The sequence below is a fragment of the Yinghuangia sp. YIM S10712 genome (assembly GCF_051388935.1).
GTDB lineage: Bacteria > Actinomycetota > Actinomycetes > Streptomycetales > Streptomycetaceae > Yinghuangia.
This window is the reverse complement of sequence record NZ_JBPKBI010000018.1, coordinates 26,988-42,881: the sequence shown is the minus strand read 5'-3', so window position 1 is coordinate 42,881 and position 15,894 is coordinate 26,988. Positions and strand designations below refer to the sequence as shown.

12 protein-coding genes are annotated in these 15,894 nt (G+C 70.1%); 8 read left to right on the top strand and 4 right to left on the bottom strand.

Translation table 11 applies throughout. From position 1 onward, the window contains the following. Positions 1–4: 4 nt before the first annotated feature. From ACRX5W_RS27250 to ACRX5W_RS27230, 5 genes are all read left to right on the top strand, one after another. Positions 5–1,477, top strand: a complete 1,473-nt coding sequence (locus ACRX5W_RS27250) for a glycosyltransferase family protein (protein ID WP_436790984.1) — start codon at positions 5–7, stop codon at positions 1,475–1,477. Positions 1,478–1,538: 61 nt separating this feature from the next. Then, on the top strand, positions 1,539–2,153 hold the full coding sequence (locus tag ACRX5W_RS27245; protein WP_436791051.1) for an acyltransferase: 615 nt from the start codon (positions 1,539–1,541) through the stop codon (positions 2,151–2,153). Beyond that, positions 2,153–3,241 (top strand): DegT/DnrJ/EryC1/StrS family aminotransferase, encoded by a 1,089-nt coding sequence (locus tag ACRX5W_RS27240; RefSeq protein ID WP_436790983.1) that lies wholly within the window; start codon positions 2,153–2,155, stop codon positions 3,239–3,241. The genes ACRX5W_RS27245 and ACRX5W_RS27240 overlap by 1 nt, the downstream gene beginning before the upstream one ends. Beyond that, positions 3,238–4,248: a Gfo/Idh/MocA family protein gene (locus ACRX5W_RS27235; RefSeq protein ID WP_436790982.1), complete on the top strand. Its 1,011-nt coding sequence runs from the start codon at positions 3,238–3,240 to the stop codon at positions 4,246–4,248. The genes ACRX5W_RS27240 and ACRX5W_RS27235 overlap by 4 nt, the downstream gene beginning before the upstream one ends. Positions 4,249–4,353: 105 nt before the next feature. Further along, entirely contained in the window at positions 4,354–4,920 is a 567-nt protein-coding gene (locus tag ACRX5W_RS27230; RefSeq protein ID WP_436790981.1) for a Uma2 family endonuclease, read from the top strand. A gap of 69 nt (positions 4,921–4,989) precedes the next feature. Here ACRX5W_RS27230 and ACRX5W_RS27225 read toward each other — a convergent pair whose 3' ends face one another. Continuing rightward, positions 4,990–5,448 carry a phospholipase gene (locus ACRX5W_RS27225; RefSeq protein ID WP_436790980.1) on the bottom strand — a complete coding sequence of 153 codons (459 nt, stop codon included), beginning with the start codon at positions 5,446–5,448 and terminating at the stop codon, positions 4,990–4,992. Between the two features lie 68 nt (positions 5,449–5,516). Here ACRX5W_RS27225 and wecB point away from each other — a divergent pair, with 68 nt between their 5' ends. The 3 genes from wecB to ACRX5W_RS27210 all read left to right on the top strand — a co-directional run bounded on the left by wecB (position 5,517) and on the right by ACRX5W_RS27210 (position 9,535). Further along, a complete protein-coding gene (gene wecB / locus ACRX5W_RS27220) occupies positions 5,517–6,599 on the top strand; it encodes a non-hydrolyzing UDP-N-acetylglucosamine 2-epimerase (protein ID WP_436790979.1) in 1,083 nt (360 codons plus the stop codon). Positions 6,600–6,735: 136 nt separating this feature from the next. Continuing rightward, a complete protein-coding gene (locus tag ACRX5W_RS27215) occupies positions 6,736–8,043 on the top strand; it encodes a nucleotide sugar dehydrogenase (protein ID WP_436790978.1) in 1,308 nt (435 codons plus the stop codon). A gap of 130 nt (positions 8,044–8,173) precedes the next feature. Next, on the top strand, positions 8,174–9,535 hold the full coding sequence (locus tag ACRX5W_RS27210) for a hypothetical protein (RefSeq protein ID WP_436790977.1): 1,362 nt from the start codon (positions 8,174–8,176) through the stop codon (positions 9,533–9,535). Positions 9,536–9,588: 53 nt separating this feature from the next. Here ACRX5W_RS27210 and ACRX5W_RS27205 read toward each other — a convergent pair whose 3' ends face one another. The 3 genes from ACRX5W_RS27205 to ACRX5W_RS27195 all read right to left on the bottom strand — a co-directional run bounded on the left by ACRX5W_RS27205 (position 9,589) and on the right by ACRX5W_RS27195 (position 15,807). Continuing rightward, positions 9,589–11,427 carry an LCP family glycopolymer transferase gene (locus ACRX5W_RS27205; protein WP_436790976.1) on the bottom strand — a complete coding sequence of 613 codons (1,839 nt, stop codon included), beginning with the start codon at positions 11,425–11,427 and terminating at the stop codon, positions 9,589–9,591. 90 nt (positions 11,428–11,517) lie between these two features. Continuing rightward, positions 11,518–13,443 carry an LCP family glycopolymer transferase gene (locus ACRX5W_RS27200; RefSeq protein WP_436790975.1) on the bottom strand — a complete coding sequence of 642 codons (1,926 nt, stop codon included), beginning with the start codon at positions 13,441–13,443 and terminating at the stop codon, positions 11,518–11,520. 246 nt (positions 13,444–13,689) lie between these two features. Beyond that, positions 13,690–15,807, bottom strand: coding sequence for an LCP family glycopolymer transferase (locus tag ACRX5W_RS27195; RefSeq protein ID WP_436790974.1), 2,118 nt, complete (start codon positions 15,805–15,807; stop codon positions 13,690–13,692). Positions 15,808–15,894: the final 87 nt, after the last annotated feature.

Here is a 15,894-nt window from a genome sequence, read left to right as displayed (position 1 = left end):
GGTCATGACCGACACTTCGCCTGAGGAATCGCCGGCGGCCGGGGCAACTCCGGCCGCCCCCGCCGACCCGTCGAGCGGGGCCGACCGCCCCGAGCGCGCCGAGGCTCCCGACACCGTCGAGGGTGCCGACGCGATGGCGGCAATCGAAACAACCGAGTCGATCGACGCCGACAAGGCCCTCGAATCCGAGGAAGACTCCGATGCCGGCTCCGATGCCGGCGAACCTTATTCGACCTTCGAGTTTCCGAAGGTTGAAGAGGTTCCGGCCGTCCCGCAACAGCCGCAGGACAGCAGCGCACCCGACGCGGCCGCAGCGCACCGCGCGGAAAGCCCGCGCGACCGACGTGACACGGGCACCGCCGGCGGGCCCGCCCGCGGCTCGAGGTTCGACGTCAGCATCATCAGCTCGGGCCACGACGTCGCCGACGCCCGGCTGCACCGCACGGCCGCGGCACTGCTGCGGGCCGGACTCACCGTCGAGGTCATCGGCCTCGGCGACCCGGCCGGCGGTCCGCCCGGCACCCGCGTGGTCTCGCTCGGACGACGCGGCGGTGCCCTCGACCGGGCGCGGCGCGACCTCACGATCCCCTTCCGGGCCCGCGGCACGGTCGTCATGACGCTCGACCCCGATCTGGTGCCCACGGCCGCTGCCGCCCGTCTTCTGCGGCGCGGCCGGCTCGCGGTCGACGTCCACGAGGACTACCTCAAACTGCTGCGCGACCGGTCGTGGGGCCGGACCTGGAAGGGGCAGGTCGGCGGTTCCCTGGTCCGCCTGTGCACCGCGGTGACCGGCCGCGCCGACCTCACCGTGGTCGCCGACGACCACGTGCCGCCGCTCGCCGCCCGCAGCCGCGTCGTCGTCAAGAACCTCCCGGACACCGGCTACCTGCCCGAGGCCGGGGAGCCGGACGCCGTGCCCCGCGCGCTCTACATCGGAGACGTGCGCCGGTCTCGCGGGCTGCACGCGATGCTCGCCGCGATCGAGGCCGCCGACACGTGGGAGGTCGACATCGTCGGCCCCGTCGCAGCCGCCGACCAGGCGTGGCTCGACGAATGGCGGGCCACCTCGCCTGCCGCCGGCCGTGCCCGCTTCCACGGCCGCCTGTCACCGGACGCGGCGTGGCGCTTCGCGCGCGGCGCGTGGGCCGGGTTCGCGCTCCTCGACGACACCCCCGCATTCCGCGAGGCCGTCCCGACGAAGCTGTACGAATACCTCGGCAGCGGGCTCGCCGTGGTGGCGACCCCGCTCCCGCGTATGGCTAGGATCGTGGACGAGTCCGGGGCGGGCCGTGTGGTCCGCGACGCCGAGGACGCGGGCCGGGTCCTGCGGGAGTGGGCGGACGACCCCGACCAGCTCCGGGCGTTGCGCCGGTCCGCTCTCCGGTGGGCCGACCGCCACCTGACGGGGGCGTCGCCATCGGACGAACTGGCCCGCACCATCAGTGATCTTGTCCGTGCCGCCGAGCGCAGACCCTGACCAGACCGAGGAGCGCCGCGTGGGATCCACGGGCAACGCCGCCCATTCCGGTGCGCGCATCATGCCGAGCGCCGATGTCGACGAGCGGGCCAAGATCGGTGCCGGAAGCACCGTGTGGCACCTGGCCCAGGTCCGCGAGGGGGCGCTGCTGGGGACGGGCTGCATCATCGGGCGCGGCGCGTACGTCGGCCCGGACGTCCACCTCGGCGACAACGTGAAGTTGCAGAACTACGCCCTCGTCTACGAGCCCGCCAGGCTTGAGGACGGCGTCTTCATCGGTCCGGCCGCGGTGCTCACCAACGACATGTACCCGCGCTCGGTCGACCCCGCCGGAACCCTCAAGCGCGGCGGCGACTGGGACGCGCAGGGCGTGACCGTACGCGAGGGCGCCGCCGTGGGCGCTCGCGCGGTGATCGTCGCCGGCGTCACCGTGGGGCGCTGGGCGCTCATCGCGGCCGGCGCCGTCGTCACCCGCGACGTCCCCGACTTCGCGCTCGTCGCGGGGGTTCCCGCGCGGCGCGTCAAGTGGGTCGGGCGGGCGGGTGTCCCGCTGGTCGAGGACACGGAAGCAGCGGATGCGGGGGAGGCGGGGGAGGCCGGCCGCCGCTGGGTGTGCCCGGAGACCAAGGCACGCTATATCGAGATCGACGAAACCCTCTCGGAGGTAACCCCCTGATGGCCGGAACCATCCCCGCCGCCGCGCCGTTCTTCGGCGCCGAAGAGCGTGAGGCGGTCGACCGTGTGCTGCGCAGCGGCATGGTCGCCCAGGGCCCCGAAGTCGCGGCGTTCGAGCAGGAGTTCGCGTCGATCGTCGGCGGGCGCACGAGCGTCGCGGTCAACTCCGGCACCTCCGGCCTGCACCTGGCCCTCATCGCGATGGGCGTCGGCCCCGGCGACGAGGTCATCGTGCCGTCCTTCAGCTTCGCGGCGACCGCCAACGTCGTCGCCCTGGTCGGCGCCACGCCGGTCTTCGTCGACATCGAGCCCGACCACTTCTGCGTCGACCCGGCCGCCATCGAGGCCGCGATCACGCCGAGGACCGCCGCGATCATGCCGGTCCACCTGTACGGCCACCCCGCCGACATGGCCCGAATCGGCGCGATCGCCGAGCGGCACGGTGTCGCGGTCATCGAGGACGCATGCCAGGCGCACGCCGCCGCCCTCGACGGCACCCCCGTGGGGGCGTTCGGCAAGACCGCGGTGTTCTCGCTCTACCCGACCAAGAACATGACGTCCGGCGAAGGCGGCATGGTCGTCACCGACGACCCCGAGATCGCCCGCAAGCTGCGGCTGCTGCGCAACCAGGGCATGGAGAAGCGGTACGAGAACGAGGTCGTCGGCTTCAACATGCGCATGACCGACCTCCACGCGGCGATCGGGCGCGTGCAGCTCGGCCGCCTCGCGGGATGGACCGCGCAGCGCCGGTCGAACGCCGCCCACCTCGACAAGGGCATTGCCGGGTCCGGCATCGTCACGCCCGCGGTCGCGGCCGGTGCGACGCACGTCTACCACCAGTACACCGTGCGGGTCAGCGACGACGCGGTCCCCGGCGGCCGTGACGCGTTCGCCGCCCGCCTCGCCGAGCGGGGAGTCGGCAGCGGCGTGTACTACCCGGTGCCGATCCACCGCCTGCCGTCGTTCGGCCTGACCCTGGACCTGCCCGAGACCGAGCGCGCGGCCCGCGAGGTGCTGTCGCTGCCGGTGCACCCGTCGCTGACCGACGCGGACCTGAAGACCATCGTCGAAGCGGTGATCGCCAAGTGAGCGAGAACTCCCCTGCAACCCCACTGCGGGCCGGGCTGATCGGCCTGGGCATGATGGGCCGCCACCACGCGCGGGTCCTGCGGCGCCTCGCCGGCGTCGAACTCATGGGCGTGGCCGACCCGTTGGGCGACGCGCACGACGCCGCCCAAGGCGTCCCGCTGTACAACTCGGTCGAAGAGCTGATCGACGTCGGCATCGACTACTGCGTCGTCGCCGCGCCGACCGCGTACCACGAGAAGCTGGGCCTGACGCTGGCCGCCGCCGGCGTGCACGCGCTCGTCGAGAAGCCGCTCGCCCAGGACGTCGAGTCGTCGCGCCGCGTCGCGGACGCCTTCGAGAGTGCCGGACTCGTCGGCGCGGTCGGCCACATCGAGCGCTACAACCCCGCGCTCCAGGCACTGCGCGCGCGCCTTGCGGACGGCCAGCTCGGCAACATCTACCAGGTCGTCACCCGCCGCCAGGGCCCGTTCCCGAACCGCATCTCCGACGTCGGCGTCGTCAAGGACCTCGCGACGCACGACATCGACCTGACCGCGTGGGTCACCGGACAGCCGTACCGCTCGGTCGCCGCGCGGACCGCGTACAAGAGCGGACGCGACTTCGAGGACCTCGTCGCGGTCGTCGGCCAGCTCGACGACGGGACGATCACCAATCACCTCGTCAACTGGCTCTCGCCGATGAAGGAGCGCGTCACGATAGTGACCGGCGAGCGCGGCGCGCTGATCGCGGACACCCTGAACGTCGACCTGACCTTCCACAAGAACGGCGAGCTCGCCACCGAGTGGGAGGCCATCTCGAACTTCCGGGGTGTCTCCGAGGGCGACATGATTCGCTACGCGATTCCCAAGCCCGAGCCGCTGCAGACCGAGCACGAGGCCTTCCGCGACGCCCTGTTGGGCAAGGAGTCGGACATCGTCACGATGCGGCAAGGCCTGGTCAACGTGGTCGTCGCCCAGGCGATCATCGACTCGGCCGAGAAGGGCGCGACGGTCGCCATCGGGAACTGACGGGTTGGTTGGCCCTTTCGGGTGAACAGTGTTTATCCCTCTCTGTCAGCGGTTCGTCACGCCATAGGCTCGCCGCTGACAGAGAGGGGACGCACAATGTTGGTTATGACAGACGAGATCCCCGCCCGGGAGAAGACCCTCCTGGATGAATTCTTGGCCTTGGACGCAGGCGATCACTGCCGGGCCGAGCTGATCGACGGGGAGGTCGTGGTGACACCACCGCCGGGTGGCAGGCATGAGCGGGTGATCAGCCGCATCATGGAACAGGTCTACGTGCAGTCCAAGTTCCGGATGGATATGTCCGGTCACAAGGGATTGCGCCTGCCGGGAGCGGGAGGTCTGCCGGATAACCATGTGATCCCGGATCTTGTACTTGCCCTCCGGGAGAGTGACCTCTTCCACCCCGCCGGCTCCTGGATGCCCCCCGAAGGCGTCGCGATGGTCGTCGAAGTGACCTCTTCGCGCCCGGAGCTGGACCGCCAGGCCAAACGGCGGGTGTACGCGCGGGCCGGTATCCCGCTCTACCTTCTCGTGGACCGCGACAAAGGGTTCGTCTCCTTGTTCAGCGACCCGGAAGGCGAGAACTACACGGAGCTGGCACAGCCCTTCGGCAAGCCGGTTTCGCTGCCCGAACCCTTCGGCTTCGACCTGGACACCGGCGACTTCGACTGAGCACGCGCCATCGACAAACGCCGCGTTATTCGGCGGCTTTTGTGGATCTCGGTGTTGGGGGACGCGGACTCACGCGCCGAACTCGCGTACCGCCCCGTAATACACGTCGGCGGTCGCGCGGCACAGGGAACTCCCGCCGCACAGGTCGTACATGTCGGCGTGGAAGCGGTCGTCGATGCGCAGCCGGGCCTCTTCGGTGAAGCGGACCTGCGCCTTGTAATTGCGGTAGCCGAAGTCGTGCCGCCAGCAGGCGTGGGTGAAGTCGTAGCCGAACGGGGAGTCGGGGGCCGAGGTGCAGCCGTCGCTGGACCAGTCGACGTCGGTGGGGCGGTCCGCCGAGGCCCGCGTGGCGACGAACGTCTCCAGGGACTCGGTGAACATCAGACGGTCGGTTGTGGAGACCGCGTCGCGCGGGACGACGGTTGCTTGCGCGGGGGAGAGGGACAGGGCGAGGGAGCCGGCGATCGCCGCGAACAGGGCGGCGATGCGCGCCGTGTAGCGCGTGGTGTGTGCGGTACGTGTCGACATGGGCCCGCAGAGTAGCGGCGGAACGGCCGTACCAGGCACCGCCGAACGGGCGGCGTACGCTGACTGCCGTGAAGGTCATCAGCGTCGTCGGCGCGCGCCCCCAGTTCGTGAAACTCGCTCCCGTGGCCGAGGCGTTCCGTGCGAGCGGGCACGAACACCGCATCGTGCACACCGGACAGCACTACGACGCGGACCTGTCCGACGTGTTCTTCGCCGACCTGCGGATCCCCGCGCCGGACGTGCACCTCGGCATCGGATCCGGCGGCCACGGCGCGCAGACCGGAGCCATGCTCGCCGCCCTCGACGACGTGCTCACCGAAGGCCCGCGCCCCGACTGGGTGCTCGTGTACGGCGACACCAACTCGACTCTCGCCGCGGCCCTTTCGGCGGTCAAGCTGCACCTGCCGCTCGCCCACCTGGAGGCCGGGCTGCGCTCGTACAACAGGGTCATGCCCGAGGAACACAACCGCGTGCTGACCGACCACGCCGCCGATCTCCTGCTCGCCCCCACGGATTTGGCCGTGCGCAACCTCGCCGGCGAAGGGCTCGCGGGACGCACCCTGCTGGTCGGCGACGTCATGACCGACATCCTGCTGCGGGTGCGCGACGCCGTGGCCGACAAGCCGCTCCAACTGCCTGCGGACGCTGGGGACTTGCGCGGAGTGAGCGAGGAATCCGGCTATCTGCTGGCGACCGTGCACCGCGCGGAGAACACCGACGACCCCAAGCGTCTGCGCGGCATCGTCGAGGCGCTGGCCGCACTGCCGCTGCCGGTTCTGCTGCTCGCCCACCCCCGGCTGCGGGCCAAGGCGGACGCGGCCGGGATCGACCTGACAGCCGGGTCCCTGCGCGTCGCGCGGCCCCTGCCGTACCCCGAGATGGTGCGCGCGGTGCTCGGGTCACGCGGGGTGGTGACCGACTCGGGCGGGCTCCAGAAAGAGGTCTTCCTGCTGCGTCGCCCGTGCACGACGCTGCGGACCGAGACCGAGTGGCCGGAGACGCTGCAAGGTGGCTGGAACACGTTGTGTGCCGACCCTGCGGACCTCGTCGGCGCCGTGCTGCGGGACGGCCCGACGCCGGTGACGGGGCACCCGTACGGTGACGGCCACGCGGCCGAAAAGGTCGTCGCCGCGCTCGCCGAGCGGGCCTGAGCCGGACCGGACCGAGGTCCGGCCCGCACCTCCACCAGCGACTTCGACCGCCGCATTTTCCGGCCGGTACGCTGGCCGCACCTGGATCACCGGCGGAGCACCGTCCGGACCACTGTCGACCGAAGGTTTGCGCATCGTGAAGATCTGTGTCGTCGCGCTCGGGAAGATCGGCCTTCCGCTTGCCGTGCAGTTCGCGGCCAAGGGCCACGAGGTCGTCGGCGCCGACGTCAACGCCGCCGTGGTCGATCTGGTCAACCAGGGGATCGAGCCGTTCCCGGGTGAGGCGGAGCTCGACGTGCGGCTGCGCGACGCGGTCGCCTCCGGTGCGTTGCGCGCGACGACGGACACGACGGCCGCGGTCGCCGACAGCGACTACGTCGTCGTGGTGGTCCCTGTCGTGGTCGACGCCGACGCGCGCCCCGACTTCCGTGCGATGGACGCCGCGACGGCCGCGATCGCCGCCGGGCTGCGGCCGGGCACACTGGTGTCGTACGAGACGACCCTGCCGGTGCACACCACCCGCGAGCGCTTCCTCCCGCAGCTCGAATCCGCGTCCGGACTCTCCTGCGGCACCGAGTTCTTCCTGTGCCACAGCCCCGAACGCGTGCTCACCGGCCGCATCTTCGCCGACCTGCGCCGCTACCCCAAGCTGGTCGGCGGCGTCGACGAGGCGAGTGCGAAGAAGGCGGTCGAGTTCTACGAGGCGACTCTCGACTTCGACGAGCGCCCCGACCTCGCGCGCGGCAACGGCGTCTGGGACATGGGCAGCGCGGAGGCCGCCGAGCTCGCGAAGCTCGCAGAGACCACGTACCGCGACGTCAACATCGGCCTCGCCAACCAGTTCGCGCGGTTCGCGGACTCGGTCGGCATCGACATCCACGCGGTCATCGAGGCGTCCAACTCGCAGCCCTACAGCCACATCCACCGGCCGGGCATCGCGGTCGGCGGACACTGCATCCCGGTCTATCCGCGCTTTTACGCGTTCAACGACCCCGACGCCACGATCGTGAAGGCCGCACGGACCACCAACGCCGGCATGCCGGGGTACGCGGTCGGGCTGCTCGACGGCCTGCTGTCGCGCGACGGCGGCTCGGGGCTTCGCGGCGCGCGGGTCGCCGTGCTCGGCGTCACCTACCGGGGAGGGGTGAAGGAGACGGCCTTCTCTGGTGTCTTCCCGGTCGTCGAGGCGCTGCGCGCGGCCGGCGCGGAGGCGGTGGTGAGCGACCCGCTGTACACGGACGACGAGATCACCGCGCTCGGGCTGACGCCGTACCGCGACGGCGACTCGGTGGACGCGGTGGTCGTGCAGAGCGACCACGCCGCGTACCGCACGCTGGCGGCCGACCAGTTCCCGGGCGTCCGTGCCCTTGTGGACGGGCGGCGGGTGACCGACCCCGACCTGTGGGCGGGGGTCGTCCGCCGGACCATCGGCGGCGGCAACTGACAGCCGTGTCCCGGCAGCACCGCCCCGCCGGGGAGCCCGTCCGGGCCGTCCGCGTCCCCGCGGCGACGCGTCGCGGGGCGCGGGTCCGCCGACACCGCACCACCGCCGTATCCGTTCCGGGAGCGCACGCGTGAAATCCAGGCTCGGCAAAGTCCCCCTCGGCAAGCTCATCGCGGGCTGCGGTGCGGCGGTGTTGGTCGCGGTGCTGGGTGTCGTGGCCGTACAGGCCGAGGAAGTCTCGTCCTGCTGGGCAGACTTCGACAGCTTCACCGACAAGAAGGTGTTCCCGGACGCCTACACCGTGCGCCTCATCGACACCTACGACGACCCCGCCCTGCGCGCCGCGCAGCGCGACCCCGCCTACCAGGCCGCGACGTCCTTCACCGGCGACGAGGCGATCGGCGGCCCGGTGTGGACCATCGCGACGCCCGGCCCCAACCCCGTGCTGACCGACGAACTCGGCCTGCTGACCGCACGCGGCGGCGCCGACCCCGGCGACCTCGCGATGTACGAGGGCCGCAACGGCAAGCGCCACTGGATGCGCACGGCCGACGCACCGGCCGACTACTTCATGAAGAACCTGCGGGCCCTGACCTTCGTGCCGCAGTCGGACGGTTCGACGAACGTCATCGGCGCCGACGCGCGCTCCGGCTACCTCCAGTGGTGCCAATCCGTCCCGCTGAGTCCGGCGAAGTCGCAGGCGGGCAACGCATCGGGCTGGGTCACCGGTACCACCGGCAACGGCCGCACAGTGCTGCTCGTCGGCGCGCCCAAGGGCGCCGGGCCCGGCACGTCGGCGATCGCTTACCAGGACGTCGTCACCGGCAAGGTGACCCGGCAGTGGAACGTCCAGGGCACCTGGACCGACGTGTCCTCCGACGGAAAGCTCGTATACGCCGCGGGCCCCGGCGCGGTGGCGGCCTACCGCCCCGGCGTCGCGGAGCCCGTGTGGCAGGCGAAGCTCCCCGGCGACCCGGGCGAGGCCTCCTTCGCCGCCGCCGAGGACGGCCGCGTGGTGGTCGGTTCCCGCCCGGAGAGGGGCGGCCCCGGCACCCTCACCGCGCTCGACACCACCGGGAAGACGCTGTGGACGATCGCCGCCACAGAACCCGAGGACGCTCTGCTAACCGGGGACTTCGTCGTCGTCCACGAGAACCGCGCGGGGGCGGACGGTGTCGCCGCGTACCGCATCGCCGACGCAACTCCCGTTTGGTTCACCCCGGTTCCCGGCCTCAAGCGCCTCGCCGACGGCGGCACCAACGGAACCCTCCTCTACCTCCCCGGCGAATCCGGTCCCCGCGTCCTCCGGGTCACCGACGGCGTGGCCCAGCCGACCACCCTGACAGCCCCGGCCGACCGCGTCTTCGTCAGCGGCCAACGCGTCATCGTCCAACGCACGGTGAGCCCCGAACTCGCCTGGACGATCGCCTACTTGACCCCCGAAGCCCAAGCCGACGCAGGCAGCGCCCCGGAAGACCCGCGCCAACGCTGAGCACGGGCCGTCCGGGTTGTCGCGGGGCCGGGGGAACTCGCCCCGGCTGTCCGCTACTTCGAGTTCGCGGTCTTGATGCACGACTCGTTGTCGGCCGTGTTCAGCTTGATGTCCTCGGCCTTCGGCGGCGTGATTGTGGGCGACGCAGCCGGTGCGGGAGCTGTGCTGACCGTGCCGCCGGCCGGTGTTTTGCCCGATGCGGAGGGCTTGGGGTCGTTGAGCCCCGGGAAGTCGAGGCCGATCACGAGTTGGAGCTTCGTACCAGACTTGGTGCTCTCATCCAGTGCGGTCTCGGGGAGGCCGAGGGCGGCGGCGAGTTGCCTGGCTGCGTCGATCCGGCCCGCCGGGTAGGTGATCGAGCTGTTGGCCTGCTGGTTGCCGCCGGTCTGGTCGAGGGTCGCCTTGTACTTCTGGGCGACGAGTTGGTTGACGACCTCCTGGGCCTTGGGGACCTGGGTGCTGTTGCGTACCGTGACAGAGATCGTCGCCGGATCGATCTGCGGAGGCGCCGGCACCTGGGGAGCCGGGGGAGCAGAACCGACCGGCGTCACCGGGGCGTTGGGGTCACCTTCGGTGAGGGGAATGTCCTTGCGGACGGTGGCCCACAGGTTTGTGGCCGTCGGTTCGATGGGGACTACGTGCGCCTTGTCCGACGCATCCGTGACCGGCACCGTCGTAAAGGCCATGCGCTTCTCGGGGACCTTCTTGATCTCATTGGCGAGCGACACCAGCTTGGCGATGGTGTCGAGCCCTTCGTCAACGGTGATGTTGCCGGTTGCGGCCTGGGCGATCTGGAAGACCGCCTGCGGGTCCTTCCACGTCGCGCTTGTCTTGATTTTCCGGGCCAAGGCCATCAGAAACGACTTCTGTGCCTCGATGCGCGCCAGGTCGCTGCCGAGTTGGAAGCCGTGCCGGGCGCGGAGGAATTGGAGTGCTCGTTCGCCTTGGAGGTTGTGCGGTCCCGCCGGAAGGTCCAGGCCGGTGCCCTTCTTGTTCCCCTTCGGGTCGTACAACCGGTCGCACAGCACGATGTCGACGCCGCCGACCGCTTTGGTCATCTCTTTGACGCCGTTGAAATCGATCATGATCCAATGGTCGATGCGCACGCCGAGCATGCGTTCGGCCGTGGCGACAGTGCAGGGCGGCCCTCCGGGCTCGACCATCGTGCTGTTGAAGGGGACGCGTTCCGCGGCCGGTTGTGTCCCCTTGTCGTGCTTGCACGAAGGCCGGTCGACGTACATGTCGCGAGGAATGCTCACCACCGACGCGTTGGAGCGGTCGGCGGAGAGGTGGAGCAACAGGGTCGTATCGGCGGCGCCGGCCTTGCCTTCGTCGCCGTAGCCGGCGTTTCCCTCGCCGACACGGCTGTCCGAGCCGATCAGCAGGATGTTCATCTGACGGCGGCCCGCCGGGTCCTCGGGCGCCGCCCCGACCTCGTCGTTGCCGCTGCGTTCGTCCGTCTTTATGCGGCTGTTGAGGTACTCGTAGTACCCGTAGGCGGCACCGACGATCACCACGAGCAGGCCCGCGAGGCTGATGGCGACCCACTTGAGGCGCTTCTTCGCCTTGCTCGGGCGAGGCGCCGGTCGTGCCGGCTGCCTGCGCCTCGGCGCCGGAACCGGCGCTCGCTCGGGTGAGCGCGTGGGCACCGCGAGGGCCGTGCCCGGTGTGGACGCGGCCTCGGCGGCGCTTTCCGCGGCGAGTTCTTCCGGCGTGCGCAGCCGGTACGCGCCCGTGTCCGGGTCCATCACCCACAAATCGGCGACGTCGGCGTCGTCCATGCCGCCGAGTCCGTTGTCCGAGCCCGTTCCCGAAGCCCCGGACGCGGACCCGGAATTACGCGCGCCGTACGCGTCATGCGCGTCGTGCGAGCGCCCGTGCCCCGATGCCATGCCGTGCGTACCTCCGGCGTGAGTGTGCGGCCTTTTGGCGACCGAAGCAACTGCTGTGGCTGTGCGGGATCTTCGCCGCCACTACGTCTTCTACTTCTTTGAATTCGTGGGGATGCAGGCTTCGTTGTCGGCGGTGTTCAGCTTAAGGTCGGCGGCGGGCGGCACTGCGACGACGGGGGGTGCGGTCGTCGCGGGGGCTCCCGCGGTGCCGGATTGCGGTGCCGAACCGGCCGGGGCCGCACCCGCGATCGGGGCGTCGGCCGAGTCGAGGTTCGGGAAGTCGGAACCGATGATGAGTTGGAACGTACTCGTCCCCGACGCGCTTTCCTCTATCGCCACCTCGGATATGCCCACCGCGACGGCGAGTTGCCGGGCGGCGTCGGCCTTGCCAGCCGGGTAGCGGATCACGCTGTTGTCGCGGATGCTGCTTTCGGTGCTGTCCACCTCGGCCTTGTAGCCGAGCGTGTCCAGTTGTTCCACCACGGACTTGGCCTTGGGTGCGTCGGTGGTGTTCCGGACGGTCACCCGCATGGTCGAGGGGTCCACGGGGGCCGGAGCCGGGGCCGCAGGTGTTGTGGCCGCGGCCGGAGGAGGCGATGAGACGGGCGCTGCGGGATTGCCCTCGGTGACGGCGGTGTCCGTCGCCAAGGCCTTCCACAAGTTGGCGGCGTCCGGTTGGCGTTGCTGCACCCACGCGTCGGGGTTGCCCGGGTAGGGCTCGTTGGGAAGAGTCGTGAACGCCATACGGTCCTCGGGGATCTTCTTGATCTCGTTCCCGAGCGCGGCGAGTTTGTCGATCGTGCCGAGGCCGCGGTCGACCTGGAGGTTGCCGGTGGCGGCCTGGGCGATGTCGAAGACCGCTTTGGGATTGCTCCACTTCGCGTTGCGCTTGACCTCGCGGGCCAAGGCCATGAGGAAGCTCTTCTGCGCCTCGATGCGAGCCAGGTCACTGCCGTCGCCGAACGCGTGGCGGGCCCGGAGGAACTGCAACGCGTCGTTTCCTTCGAGGCGTTGCGGGCCGGCCTTGAGTTTGAGGCCGGTGCCGCCCTGTTTGTTCGGCAGCACCGGGTCGTTGATGGGCCCGCACAGGTTGATCGGCACACCGCCGACGGCCTTGGTCATCTGCTTGACGCCGTTGAAGTCGATCAGCAGATAGTGGTCGACTTGGACGCCGAGCATCCGCTCGACCGTCGCCACGGTGCACGGTGCGCCCGGCGGCGTTCCCAGGGTGCTGTTGAACTGCACCTTCTGCGTGGATGCCGGGTGGACCTTCTTGTCGCCGTCTTCCTCGTAGTTGCACGCAGGCCGGTCGACCATCGTGTCGCGCGGAATGCTGACCATCGTGGCGTTGGAACGGTCGGCCGACAGGTGCATCAGGATCGTGCTGTCGGCAAGTCCCTCGTGCCCGGTCTCGCCGCCGACCTGGTTGCCCTTGCCGACGCGGGTGTCCGAGCCGATCAGCAGTACGTTGAGCGGCGTGCGCCCGAACTCGTCGGCTGCGGAAGGCGGTACCTCGTTGGCCGCGCTGCGGTCGGTCTTCTTTATGCGGCTGTTGAGGTACAGGTAATAGCCGTACGCGCCCCCGGCCACCACCACCAGCACCCCGGCCAGCGTGATCGCCGTCCACTTGATGCGCTTCTTGGCCTTGCTCGGCGCCTTCGGCGCCCGGCGGCCCGTACGCGACGGCTGCGGGCGGGCGGGGTCGGCCTCCGGGCTGGTGCGCGGCGGGGCGATCGTGCGGTTGTTCGCGGTGCGGGAACGGCCGGCACTCGCGCCGCCGCGCACCGCGGGGAGACGATCCGAGCCGCCGCCTCTCGGGGCAGGTGCGCCCGGTGTGGCGGATGTGACAGGCGAACCGGCGGACGGCACACCGCTGTTCGCGTCCGGTGTGCGCAGCCGGTAACTGCCGGTCTCCGGGTCCACGACCCACAGGTCGGCCACGTCGGCGTCGTTCAGCGCGTCCAGGTTGTTGTCGCCACCCGGTCCGCCGCGCCTGGGCGCGCTGCCTGCGTTCACGACCCGCTCCTCCTCCCGCCCACCTGTGGTTCGACGCGTGTCTCCCGTTCGCGTCCCGGTCTGTCGGCGTATCTCGCGTATGCGTGTGACGTGCGCTGAGAAAAAGCCACCCTAGCGGGCAAGTTCGGGGCCCACTGCGGCTGTCCTGAAACCTACCTTTTCAAGATTGGGGCGATTTGTATGAAGATCGCCCATTCGTGTTTCGGTGTGATCGCGGAGAGTTCGGTCTCTGCGCGCTTTTTGACGTCATGAGCACACATCCTGCTCGACGGTGCGTCCGGTGACCGTCACGATCGGCCCGGCGGGCGCACTGGGAGTGGCGCTGGGCGATCCGTTTGGCGAAGGCGCCGTGGAGGCGTCCGCAGATCCGGACGGCGACGGGCCGCCGGACGACGGATCATCGGGCGACCCGGTCCCGGACGGCCTTGCTGAGAACGGCTGTTCGTCGCTCGTCGCCGCGTCGGTTGCAGCGTTTGCGGCACTTGCCGAAGCTGTCCCCGACGACGCACCCGTGCGTGGTACGACGGTCTCCAGCTCGTCCGCCGGGCGCTTGGTCGCTCCGGCCGACGGCTTCGCCGTGACGTCGCCGTCCTCCGTGCCGCTCGTTCCGGTCGACGTGGCGCCGGGCCGGCCGTCTTCCGAACTCCCGCTTGTGGCAAGCGGGGTCGGGTCGTCGATGCGCACGCTCCCGCTGCCTTCCGAATCGTCACGCGGGTCCGATTTGGCCACCGCCACGCGGTCGTAGCGGATCGCGGTGAACAACGCGTCGGCGTCCGGCTGCACCAACTCGTCGCGGTTCGTGTCGTAGCGGTACGGCTGGCGCGGCACGGTGAGGAACGCCGACTGGTCCGCCGGTATGTCGGCGACGCTCTTGGAGAGGTCGGTCAGCTCGTCGAGCGAGTCGAGGCCGGGGTCCGCGGTGATGGACTTCGTGGCCGCGTTGAGGAGTTCGTACAGCTTCACGGGATTGAACAGGACACCGTTCGACTGCACCTTGTGCATCAGCGAGGCCAGAAAGCGCTGTTGCCGCACCATGCGCTGGGTGTCGCTGCCGTCGCCGAGGTCATACCGCGCGCGAACGAAGGCAAGCGCCTCCTCGCCGTTCAACTTCTGTGGCCCGGCGGCGAGATCGAGCCGCGCGTTCTCGTCCTTCAACGGCTCGGACATGCATACGTCCACGCCGTCGACCGCATCGACCATGTGCTTGAAGCCGGTGAAGTCGATGACGATGTGGTGGTCTATCTGTACCTGCGTCATCAGTTCGACGGTCTTGATCGTGCACGCCGAGCCGCCTATCTCGAACGCGTGGTTGAACTGGTCCCGGTAGGCGCGGGAAGTCGAGCCGTCGTCGCGCACGCATGAGGGTATCTGCACCATCAGGTCGCGCGGGATGCTCACCGCCACCGAGGTCTTCCGGTCGGCGGCCAGGTGCAGAAGTATCGTCGTGTCCGACCGTTTTGTTCCGTCGCCGACGTCGCCGTACTTCTTGTTCTCGCCGGTCCGGTCGTCCGAGCCCATCAGCAGGATGTTGACCGCGCCGTACGCCTCCGGCATCACCGGAGGCCGGGAAGGGCCGATCTTCTCGGCGACCTCTTCGGTGGTGATCTGGTCGTCGAGACGGTGGTAGAGGACGTACGCGCTGACCGCCGCCGAGGCCGACATGACCGCCATCGTGACGGCCATGCTGGTGAGCACCCGCCGCCACCGCCGTCTGCGGCGGGTCGACCGGCGGGTGTCGACGGACCTTGCCGGAGCGAGGAGTTGGGGTGTGTCGGCCACCGGCGAGGGGGCGATCACCGTTTCCGGTGTGGGGACTTCGGCCTCGGGGATGTTCGTGGCCGACGTGTCCGCTGTGACCGCCGCGTTGGCCGCCTCGGCCGGTGTCCCCGCGGAAGACGCGCGCCCCGGCTCGTCGCCAAGGGCTGTCGTGTCGGTCCCCGCAGACTCGTCGTCACCGGGTCCTTCCTGACCGGAGGATGACGCACTGTCAGCAGATGAGTCCGGTCCTGCGATTCCGGCGGCTGCGTCGACCTCGTCGGCCGTTGCTTCCGTGTCGGATGCCGCGGTCGGCGCCGACTCGCCGGTCTCGATCGGCCCGTCCGCCGGCGAGAGGTCCGAGGCGGCCGTCGGCGCCTCCGGCGCACCGGCGTCCGGAGCCGAGACCGGCTCCGGATCCGGGGCCGGACCCGACGTGCTCTGGTCCTTCTCGCCTTTACCCACGAAGTTTCCGCCCTCTGCCACGCGACATGGATCGGCCCCCGTGTCCGGTGTGCGTAGTGGCGAACTCCTGGTGGCCGGTGTCCAGATAGACGTGCCCGCGAACAGGCAAGTTGCATATTGCGCGTTGCTTGTGGCCCAAGTCACATCGCCTTGAGGCGTTGGCTCTGCATTGTGACTATTTGTCGGTTTTCGGATAAGGCGCTATGCCCTGCTTGACCATGGATTGTCGAT

Coding starts and splice junctions, on each gene's coding strand:
- ACRX5W_RS27230 (WP_436790981.1), top strand. CDS start 4,354: ATGACAGACGAGATCCCCGCCCGGGAGAAGACCCTCCTGGATGAATTC.
- ACRX5W_RS27250 (WP_436790984.1), top strand. CDS start 5: ATGACCGACACTTCGCCTGAGGAATCGCCGGCGGCCGGGGCAACTCCG.
- ACRX5W_RS27245 (WP_436791051.1), top strand. CDS start 1,539: ATGCCGAGCGCCGATGTCGACGAGCGGGCCAAGATCGGTGCCGGAAGC.
- ACRX5W_RS27225 (WP_436790980.1), bottom strand. CDS start 5,448: ATGTCGACACGTACCGCACACACCACGCGCTACACGGCGCGCATCGCC.
- ACRX5W_RS27205 (WP_436790976.1), bottom strand. CDS start 11,427: ATGGCATCGGGGCACGGGCGCTCGCACGACGCGCATGACGCGTACGGC.
- ACRX5W_RS27240 (WP_436790983.1), top strand. CDS start 2,153: ATGGCCGGAACCATCCCCGCCGCCGCGCCGTTCTTCGGCGCCGAAGAG.